Origin of the sequence: Kineococcus indalonis, from assembly GCF_009906395.1 — a bacterium.
In the GTDB taxonomy this organism is placed as follows: domain Bacteria; phylum Actinomycetota; class Actinomycetes; order Actinomycetales; family Kineococcaceae; genus Kineococcus; species Kineococcus indalonis.
In genome coordinates this window covers 1-5352 of record NZ_JAAALM010000283.1, presented here as the reverse complement: position 1 = coordinate 5352, position 5352 = coordinate 1, and the positions used below count along the sequence as shown (strand labels likewise).

The 5352-nt window shown below is 74.3% G+C and carries 4 protein-coding genes; 2 read left to right on the top strand and 2 right to left on the bottom strand.

The window, feature by feature from the left end:
* Positions 1 to 24: 24 nt before the first annotated feature.
* Positions 25 to 501, bottom strand: coding sequence for a VOC family protein (locus tag GTR00_RS13820; RefSeq protein WP_323132474.1), 477 nt, complete (start codon positions 499 to 501; stop codon positions 25 to 27).
* Between the two features lie 17 nt (positions 502 to 518).
* The gene (locus GTR00_RS13815; protein ID WP_323132473.1) at positions 519 to 2684 is read right to left on the bottom strand and encodes a RecQ family ATP-dependent DNA helicase; all 2166 of its coding nucleotides are present in this window, start codon (positions 2682 to 2684) and stop codon (positions 519 to 521) included.
* A gap of 86 nt (positions 2685 to 2770) precedes the next feature.
* Between GTR00_RS13815 and GTR00_RS13810 the strand changes: the two genes are divergently transcribed.
* Positions 2771 to 3418, top strand: a complete 648-nt coding sequence (locus GTR00_RS13810) for a VOC family protein (protein WP_166612188.1) — start codon at positions 2771 to 2773, stop codon at positions 3416 to 3418.
* 8 nt (positions 3419 to 3426) lie between these two features.
* Complete coding sequence (gene cls, locus GTR00_RS13805; RefSeq protein WP_166612189.1) at positions 3427 to 4902, top strand: cardiolipin synthase; 1476 nt, start codon at positions 3427 to 3429, stop codon at positions 4900 to 4902.
* The last annotated feature ends 450 nt before the right edge of the window (positions 4903 to 5352 follow it).

Sequence of the window (5352 nt, the reverse complement as noted above, 5' to 3'; positions counted from 1 at the left end):
CGCACGCCGTGGGGACCCGCCGCCTCAGCCCCGCGCCCCGCCCCCCTGCGGCGGCACCTGCCGGCACAGGCAGAACGGGTGCCCGCTGGGGTCGGCGTAGACGCGGAAGCCCAGGTGGTCGCGGCCGGCGTCCAGGACGGTGGCCCCCAGCGCCAGGGCGCGCGCCTCGGGCTCGTCGTAGTCGTCCACGTCGAGGTCGAGGTGCAGCTGCTGGTGCACGCCGCCCTCCGGCCACGTCGGGCGCGGCATCCCCTCGGCGCGCTGGAAGCCCAGCGCGGTGCCGCCCTCGCCGCGCACGCTCACCCAGTCGTCGGAGGTGTCCTGCGGGTCCACCCGCCAGCCCAGCAGCCGCGCGTAGAACTCCGCCAGCCCGCGCGGGTCCGGGGTGTCCAGCACCACCATGCCCAGCCGCACCGCCGCGCGCGGCGGCGCACCGCTGCCCGCGCCCGCCGCGCCGTCACGGCCCCGCACGCCCGTCCCGCCCGCGTCCTCCCCGCTCACCGCGTCCTCCCCGCCCCTCAGTCGCCGTCGGCGAGCACGAAGGGGTGCACCTGCCCGGCGCCGGCGCGGCGCAGCTCGCGGGCGGCCAGCGTCAGCGTCCACCCGCTGCGGGTGCGGTCGTCCACGAGCAGCACGGTGCGCCCGTCCACCGCCGCGGACGCCTCCTCGGGCAGCCGGAACCGGTCGGTGACGGCCGCCAGGCGGTGCGCGGAGTTGACGTCGGAGGGCGTGGGCCCCGCGCCGTCCCGCAGCTCGAACGTGGCCAGCAGCGGCAGGCCGGTGTAGCGGGCGAGCCCCTCGGCCAGGTGCGCCACCAGCTGCGGCCGCGACGCCGAGCACATCGCCACCACGCCCTCCAGGCCGAGCTCGCGCGCCCAGTCGTCCAGCACGGCGGCGGCCGCGCGCCGCAGCGGCACCGGGGTCTCCTGGTCCGCGGCGCCGGGCGCGAACAGCTCACGCACCGCCGAGCCCCACCCGAGGTCCGTGGTGCGCGCCACGGCGCGCCCCTCCCCGGGGCGCTCGGCGGGCGCGATCTTCCCCGACAGCGGCACGCCCAGCGAGGCCAGGCCGGTGGGCCAGACCTTCTTCGGCTCCAGCGGCACCCCCGGGCGGGACAGGTCGTCGCCCGCCCGGCGCACCGCGTCCTCGTCGACGTCCCGCGGCACGTCGAACCCGCCGCAGTTGTCGCAGCGCCCGCACGGCGCGGCCTCGGGGTCGTCCAGCGCCCGGCGCAGGAACTCCAGCCGGCAGCCGCCGGTGCTCTGGTAGTCCAGCATCGCCTGCTGCTCCTCGGCGCGGGTGGCGGCCACGCGCGCGTAGCGCTCGGCGTCGTAGCGCCACTCGCGGCCGGTCGACTCCCAGCCGCCGCGCACCCGGCGCACCGCGCCGTCCACGTCGAGGACCTTGAGCATGACCTCCAGCCGGTTGCGCCGCAGGTCCACCCGCGTCTCCAGCGCCTGGGTGGACAGCGGCGCACCGGCCTTCGCCAGGGCCGCCAGGGCGGTGCGCACGTCCTGCTCGCCGGGGAAGCCGACCGAGGCGAAGTAGCGCCACACGTCGCGGTCCTCCGCGCCGGGCAGCAGCAGCACCGAGGCGTCGTCGATGCCGCGCCCGGCGCGGCCCACCTGCTGGTAGTACGCGATGGGCGAGGACGGGGCGCCCAGGTGCACCACGAACCCCAGGTCCGGCTTGTCGAAGCCCATGCCCAGCGCGCTGGTCGCCACGAGCACCTTGACGCGGTCGTGGACGAGGTCGTCCTCGGCCTGCAGCCGTTCGGCGGGCTCGGTCTGCCCGGTGTAGGCGACGGCCGTGATGCCGTGCGCGCGCAGGTGGCCGGCGACGTCGGCGGCGGCGGCGACGGTGAGCACGTAGACGATGCCCGAGCCGGGCAGCTGCGGCAGGTGCTCCACCAGCCACGCCAGCCGGTGCGCGTGGCTGGGCAGCCGCAGCACCGCCAGCCGCAGCGACTCGCGGTCCAGCGAGCCGCGCAGCACCAGGACGTCCTCGAGGGTGCGCGTCCCCGTCACCGACAGCTGCTCCGCGACGTCGGCGGTGACGCGCGCGTTGGCGGTCGCGGTGGTCGCCAGCACCGGGATGCCCTCCGGCAGGTCGGCCAGCAGCGTGCGGATGCGGCGGTAGTCGGGGCGGAAGTCGTGCCCCCAGTCGGAGACGCAGTGGGCCTCGTCGACCACCAGCAGGCCGGTGGTGGCGGCCAGCGGCGGCAGGACCTCGTCGCGGAAGCCCGGGTTGTTCAGGCGCTCGGGGGAGACCAGGAGCACGTCGACGGCCCCGGCGCGCACGTCCTCGTAGACGCGGCCCCACTCCTCGCCGTTGGTGGAGTTCACCGTGACCGCGCGCACGCCCGCGCGCTGCGCGGCGGCGATCTGGTTGCGCATGAGCGCCAGCAGCGGGGAGACGATCACCGTCGGACCCGCCCCGCGCGCCCGCAGCAGGGCGGTGGCCACGAAGTACACCGCGGACTTGCCCCAGCCGGTGCGCTGCACGACCAGCGCGCGGCGGCGGTGCGCGACCAGCGCCTCGATGGCGGTCCACTGGTCCTCGCGCAGCCGCGCGGACGGGTCGCCGACCAGGCGGCGCAGCACCTCCTCGGCCTCCTCGCGCAGCGCGGCGGTGCTGGCGGCGTCGGGCACGTCGGGGGCGTCGGGCTGGGCGGTTGCTGGCACGGGCGCGATGCTGCCACCCCGCGCCGACACGGCTGGGCGGGCGGACCGGCGCGGTGGACGGCGAGGGCGCCTGAGAGGCTGTGGACATGCGCGTCGACCACGTCGGCTACGCCGCCGGACCCGAGGGCCTGCACGAGACCGCACGCAGGCTGGCGTCCCTGCTCGGCGTGCGCGTGGTGGACGGCGGGCCCCACCCGCGGTTCGGCACCCGCAACGTCGTCCTGCCGCTGTCGGGCGGCGCCTACGTCGAGGTCGTCGAGGTCCTGGACCACCCGGTCGCCGAGAAGGCCGTCTTCGGCCAGGCCGTGCGCTGGCGCTCGGAGGCCGGCGGGGGCTGGTTCACGTGGGCGGTGACCGTGGAGGACCTCGCCGCCTACGAGCACCGGCTGGGGGAGCAGGCCGAGGAGGGCGTGCGCCGCCGCCCGGACGGGGTGGAGCTGCGCTGGCGCCAGATCGGCGCACCCGGCCTGCGCGAGGACCCGCAGCTGCCGCTGCTGATCGAGTGGGAGGGTCCTGCCACGCAGCACCCCTCCGCGATCGCGCTGGCCGGCGGCTCCCGGCTGGCGGGCCTGACGATCGCGGGGGACCCCCGGCGCGTGCGCCGCTGGATGGGCCTGCCCCCCGAGTTCACCACCGACCGCGTCGCCTTCACGTGGCTGGACCCGGACTCGGAGGGGCAGCCGGGGCTGCGCGCGGTGACCTTCGAGACGTCGCGCGGCGTGGTGCGGATCTGAGCCCGGTGCTGGACTCGCTGCCCGCCTGGGCGCCGTCGCTCACCGCGTCGGCGGTCGCCCTGCTGGTGGTGGACCTCGTCGTCCGCCTCACGGCGATCGCCGTGGTCCCGGTGAACAGGCGCCCCAGCTCCGCCCTGGCGTGGCTGCTGGCGATCTTCTTCATCCCCTACGTGGGGGTCCTGGCGTTCCTGCTCATCGGCAACCCCAAGCTGCCGCGGGCGCGGCGGCGCAAGCAGCGCGAGATCAACCAGCTGATCCTGGACTCCACGCGGGGCATGGACCTGGTGAGCACCGACCACCCGTGGCCGCCGTGGTTGCAGGGCGTCGTGGAGCTCAACCGCACCCTCGGCTCCATGCCGCTGGTGGGAGGCAACAGCGCGGAGCTGTTCGGGGACTACGACGAGGCGATCCGGGCCATGGCCCGCTCCGTCGACGCGGCCACCGCCTCGGTGCACGTGGAGTTCTACATCATGACCCTGGACCCCACGAGCGAGCCGTTCTTCACCTCGCTGCGCCGGGCCGCGCAGCGCGGGGTGCGGGTGCGGGTGCTCATCGACCACCTGGGCGCCATCCGCTACCCCCACTACCGCCGCACGGTGCGCTTCCTGGAGGAGTCGGGCATCGAGTGGCACCCGATGCTGCCGGTGCAGCTGCACAAGCTGAAGTACCAGCGCCCCGACCTGCGCAACCACCGCAAGCTGCTGGTGGTCGACGGCGACGTGGCGTGGATCGGCTCGCAGAACGTCCTGGACCGCAGCTACAACAAGCGCGGCAACCTGCGCCGGGGCCTGCAGTGGCAGGACCTCATGGTCCGCCTGGAGGGCCCGGTGGTCTCCGGCGTCGACGCCATCTTCACCACCGACTGGTACTCGGAGACGGACGAGCTGCTGGAGACCGAGCGTCCGGAGGTCTCGCCCGCGAAGTCACCGGGCCGGCTGGAGTGCCAGGTGGTGCCCAGCGGACCCGGCTTCGACGGGGAGAACAACCTCAAGCTGTTCAACGTCCTGCTGTACTCGGCCCAGCGCCGCATCTCGATCACCAGCCCGTACTTCGTGCCCGACGAGTCGATGCTCAACGCGATCACCACGGCCGCCGAGCGCGGTGTGGACGTCGAGCTGTTCGTCTCCGAGCACGGCGACCAGGCGCTGGTGCACTACGCGGAGTGCTCCTACTACGAGAACCTGCTGCGCGCCGGGGTGCGCATCCACCGCTACCCCGCGCCCTACGTGCTGCACGCCAAGCACATGTCGGTCGACGAGGACGTCGCCGTGATCGGCTCCTCCAACATGGACATGCGCTCCTTCCTGCTGGACCTGGAGCTGACGCTCATGGTGTGCGGGCGCAGCTTCGTGCAGGACCTTCGCCGGGTCGAGGACGGCTACCGGGAGCAGTGCACCGAGCTGACGCTGGAGCAGTGGCTGGCGCGCTCGCGCCGGCACGTGATCAAGGAGAACCTGGCTCGGCTGACGTCCGCCCTGCAGTGAGCCGCAGCTCTGGTCGGTGCTGGGTCCTGTGGTGTCGCAGGGATTTGACCCGGTGGTGGGCTGTGGTTAACGTGGTGCTCACACCGCGCGGCGGGGAGGAACGGACGGGTCACCGGCCGGTCCCTGGTCCGCGGGTGTCACCCCCCTCTTGTTGGATGATCTCGTGCTGGGTGCTTCAGGGCGTCCGGTGGGTGGTCGATGGTGGTGGGGTCGCCCTGTGGGGCTCCTGGCCGGCTCGTGTGCAGCGCGGTGGGGGTCGGGGTAGGGTGGTGAAGCCGAAAAGCGGGGTCTTCGGGTCGCTCCTGCGGGGGTGCTCCGGGCTCGTGCGTCCGGTTCTTGAGAACTCAACAGTGTGCCAAGTGTTGATGCCAAACAATCAACCCCGTGGCGTTCTTCTCCTCCGGTGTCCGCCGGGTGGGGGGATCGCTTCGGAATTCCTTTGGTGTTGAA